This is a genomic window from bacterium, assembly GCA_035527515.1.
In the GTDB taxonomy this organism is placed as follows: Bacteria; B130-G9; B130-G9; order B130-G9; family B130-G9; genus B130-G9.
Window position 1 is genome coordinate 1 of record DATLAJ010000043.1, and the last position, 4,061, is coordinate 4,061.

Sequence of the window (4,061 nt, forward strand, 5' to 3'; positions counted from 1 at the left end):
TGTCCTGTTTCCACGCAAGGTACTCCGCCGCCGTAAGGGCGAGGCGTGGTGTCGAGATTCGCTCAATGGCCGGATCTGACGCGGTGTTGATGAACGCAACTGCCCGCTCGAGAGCCCCGGTTCGCTCCAGATTGCTCATGAAGAACGCAGCGTCGTCGTAGCTGATTCCGATGGCGCCGAATACAATGGCGAACTTCTCGTCCGTTCCCTTGACTGCAGCCTGCCGGATTATCTGTGCCGCCATGCGGTTGTGCGGCAGACCGGAGCCGCTGAAAATCGGCAGCTTCTGGCCGCGAACCAGTACGTTGAGCCCGTCGATGGAGGAGATTCCTGTTTCGATGAACTCGGCAGGTGGCTGCCGCGACGCTGGATTGATGGCCTCGCCGTTGATGTCCAGATACTCATCGGGGATGATGGCCGGCCCGCCGTCGATGGGCTTGCCCATGCCATTGAAGATCCGTCCAAGCATGTCAACCGACACCGGCAGCTTGAGCGTCTCCCCCTTGCACCTGATCTTGGAGCCCTTCAGGTCTACCTCGCTCACGCCGCCGAAGACCTGGATGACCGTGGCCTCTTCGCTGATGTCGATTGCCTGGCCGGTCTTAAACTCGCCGTTGCTCAACACAACGTCGACAATCTCGTTGTACTTGGTGCCCGGAATAGCTTCGGCAATCACAAGAGCACCCTTAGCCTTGCTGATGGCCTTGCCTTCACGTACGTACAGTCCAGATAGCTCCATGAGCTTCCTCCTTCTCGTGCCTTGACAGGTCTCCGAGGAGTTCTCAGGCGCGCGTGCGGGCTACGAGCGTCTCATCCATCTCTGCCCATAGCTCCTTGCACTTCTCCTGGAAATCCTCGTTCGTTATCTCCTTCATTCGAGAGATGCGGTACACGATGGGTGAAGAGCGTATCGTGTCGTAGCCCGCACCCCCATTCAGCATATCCTGCGCCATCTCATGGAACTTGAGGATGGTTTTCAGCATCAGCCCGGCCTTGCCGGGACCGCAGTACGTGTCCGCATCGCTGTAGGCGCTCTGTTGCAGGAAGTCCTCGCGAATCATCCTGGCGACCAGCAAGAGAAGCTTGTCACCATCGGGGAGGGCCTCTGGGCCGACCAGCCTGACGATTTCCTCTAGCTCTGCTTCTTGCTGCAGTACGCGTAGCGCCGCGCCACGTGTCTCCTCCCAGCCTCGGTCGAAGGCGTTCCACCAGTCCTTCACGGCATCAACGTACAGGCTGTAGCTTGTGAGCCAGCTGATCGCCGGGAAGTGCCTCTTGTTGGCGAGCCCCACATCCAGCGCGAAGAGCGCGTCCACGATGCGCAGCGTGTTCTGGGTAACGGGCTCACTGAAATCGGCTCCTGGCGGGCTGACTGCTCCAACAATCGTGACCGACCCTGTGCGGTTCGGACCGCCGAGGCAGTCAACCATGCCGGCTCTCTCATAGAATCCGGAGAGTCTGGACCCCATGTATGACGGGAAGCCTTCCTCCCCCGGCATCTCCTCAAGGCGCCCGCCCATCTCCCGCATCGCCTCGGCCCATCGCGACGTGGAATCCGCGACAAGCAGGACGTTGTAGCCCATGTCGCGGTAGTACTCGGCCATTGTCACTCCAACGAAGATGCTTGCCTCTCGCGCGACGACTGGCATGTTGGAGGTATTGGCTATGAAGATCTCTTTTTCCTGAAGGAGCCTCCCGCTCTTTGGCTCCTTGAGCTGTCGAAAACTGTACAGCACGTCAGCCATCTCGTTGCCCCGCTCACCACAGCCCACATAGATGTTAAGAGCGGTGTCAGCCCAGCGCACGAGCTGCTGCTGCGCCACGGTCTTGCCTGTGCCGAATCCACCGGGGATTGCGGCCTTGCCGCCCATCGCCAGGGGGAACATGTAGTCGAGAATGCGCATGCCTGTCGTGAGCAGTCCAGAGGGGTTCTGGCGCCTGAGGTATGGCCGCGGCTTGCGTACGGGCCACTCCTGCATGAGCGTAAGCTCCTGCGTCTTGCCGTCGTTCTCGACGACTGCCACCTTCTCCTCGACAGTGTATTCGCCTGCCTTTATCTGCTTTATCGTGCCACTGATGCCGAGGGGCACCATAATCTTGTGTTCGACGAGAGGAGTCTCCGGTACAGTCCCTATGATATCGCCGTACTCGACCACATCGCCGACTTTGACCGTAGGTGTGAATTGCCACTTAACGTCACGAGGGAGGGCCGGCGACTTGGCGCCGCGCTTGATGAAGGCCCCGGTCTTCTCGGCCATCGGCAGAAGAGACTTCTGCAGGCCGTCGTAGATGGACCCCAGGAGGCCGGGACCCAGCTCCGCGCTGAGGATTCTGCCTGTGGGGCGAACGTCCTCGCCCGTCTTCAGACCGAGGGTTTCCTCGTGCGCCTGAATAACTGCCTTGTCTCCCTCGAGGCCTATGACCTCCCCAACAATGCCGTCTTGCCCTATCTCGACAACCTCATACACCTGCGAGCCTCTCATCTCGTTGGCGATAACCAGAGGTCCGGATACCCTCCAGATCTTTCCCATGTCTGTAACCTCCTAAGACTGCTCGACTCGGTTCACGGCGGCAGGCTGCTCCCGGCTAGATTTCGATATCGAAGCCCAGGAATTCGCGACAGAACCGCTTGTAATAGCTGACGACGTCGGTGCGCTTCGTCCCCTGCTTTGACGGCACTTCGACTACGACCGGCAGAACGCTCTTGCTCTGCCTCATCTGTGCAACCACGTCGCCTGCAATGGCTGCGAATTCCTCGAGAAGTACAACGACGCCTACCTCGTGGTCGGAGACATACTCCCGCAGTGTGCTTCGTACTTCCTCGGCTGCGTTGCGCTCGCCGGGTATGACGTGAGTCTTTCGGACGCCCGCCAGCCGCAGCACACTCACCAACTCCTGGTCGCCTATGACGGCGACCTCCAGATTCCTGACAGAGGACTTGTTCATAGCAGCAGGTACCTCTTGACCTCTTCAACGGCTATGCCGTCGTAGATAGCCTTCAACAACAGTCTGAGATTCCTCAGCTCGATTTCCTTGAGAATCAGATACCATGCCATCACGAGAGGTGACAGTGCCCTCGGGGACAGCAGAGCGCGCAGCGTTGCATACTTGTGTTTCTCAATCACTTCGTCGATGACGGTGACTGACTTCGACTTGTCGTAGGCGCTGGCAATCTCGTTTGCGATGTCCCTGTATTGTGGGCTATCGAGTCGCCGTGGGATGTCCGTGAGCTTGTAGGGCAATGTGTCCCTGAGGGATTTCTCGCTGAGGATGTATCCGTCGGCAATGAGATAGTCGCCCGCCGCAGGTCCGATACCCTCGACAACTGCCCTGCATACGATTCCGAGGTTGACGAGGTCGATGACGAGTCCGTAGGCGTTGCCGAGTACAGCGCCCTCGCGGATTTCGCTGGCGGTCTTGAGAAGCTGGTGGTAGTACTCGCCCTCAAGCCTGGACTCGACAGCGATCTTCGCCTTGGCTCCGCCCGCAGGGTCATATGCCTTTATGGCCGGTACGAAGTCGGGCAGGCGGCTCTGCGTAAGCACGTCGGCCACATCCTGTATCGTTTCGGACGCGTTGAGGTCATCAAGGAACCCCTCGTCACATATCGCGCCAATCGGAATCAGGGGGGTCTTCTCACCCGTGATAATGCCCTGCAGGGTTGCCTTGACGTTCGAAACATCGTACTTGATAACGAACGATCGAGATACCCTTCGCATGTCGGCAGGAATGTACTTGAAGGCCTCGATGTATGCGATTCGCTCCGCGAAGTAGGTCCACAGGGCCCGGTCAATGTCCTCGAATCTCCGTATGGTTGTCCCTTCCAGGTAGGCCCCGATGTCCGTCTCGCGAATGATGCCAAGCGCATCCGTCACGTTCGTAGTCCGTGACAGACGATCGAGGTGGTTCCCGCCAACCGTCTTCGGCTCCTCTGCTTTGAGGTAGGCCGACATATATGCGTATCTTGGATCGAGCACCGCGCGCTCCTTATGAGAGTATGGTTAGAAAAGCTCCTTGCTGATCTCGGGCAACAGGCGAGGCAGTAGCATCTCAAGCCTGGT

General features: G+C 58.8%; 4 protein-coding genes. All 4 read right to left on the reverse strand.

Going from position 1 to position 4,061, the window contains the following annotated elements:
- On the reverse strand, positions 1 to 739 hold a 739-nt coding region (locus VM163_02975; protein ID HUT02837.1), incomplete at its 3' end, for a V-type ATP synthase subunit B.
- Between the two features lie 43 nt (positions 740 to 782).
- Positions 783 to 2,531, reverse strand: coding sequence for a V-type ATP synthase subunit A (locus tag VM163_02980; GenBank protein ID HUT02838.1), 1,749 nt, complete (start codon positions 2,529 to 2,531; stop codon positions 783 to 785).
- 55 nt (positions 2,532 to 2,586) lie between these two features.
- Positions 2,587 to 2,946: a V-type ATP synthase subunit F gene (locus VM163_02985; GenBank protein HUT02839.1), complete on the reverse strand. Its 360-nt coding sequence runs from the start codon at positions 2,944 to 2,946 to the stop codon at positions 2,587 to 2,589.
- A complete protein-coding gene (locus VM163_02990) occupies positions 2,943 to 3,977 on the reverse strand; it encodes a V-type ATPase subunit (GenBank protein ID HUT02840.1) in 1,035 nt (344 codons plus the stop codon). Before VM163_02990 ends, VM163_02985 begins: the two co-directional genes overlap by 4 nt.
- Positions 3,978 to 4,061 lie beyond the last annotated feature (84 nt).

Bases quoted from the DNA above. Each gene is read 5' to 3' on its own strand.
- VM163_02985 (HUT02839.1), bottom strand. From the start codon at position 2,946: ATGAACAAGTCCTCTGTCAGGAATCTGGAGGTCGCCGTCATAGGCGAC.
- VM163_02980 (HUT02838.1), bottom strand. From the start codon at position 2,531: ATGGGAAAGATCTGGAGGGTATCCGGACCTCTGGTTATCGCCAACGAG.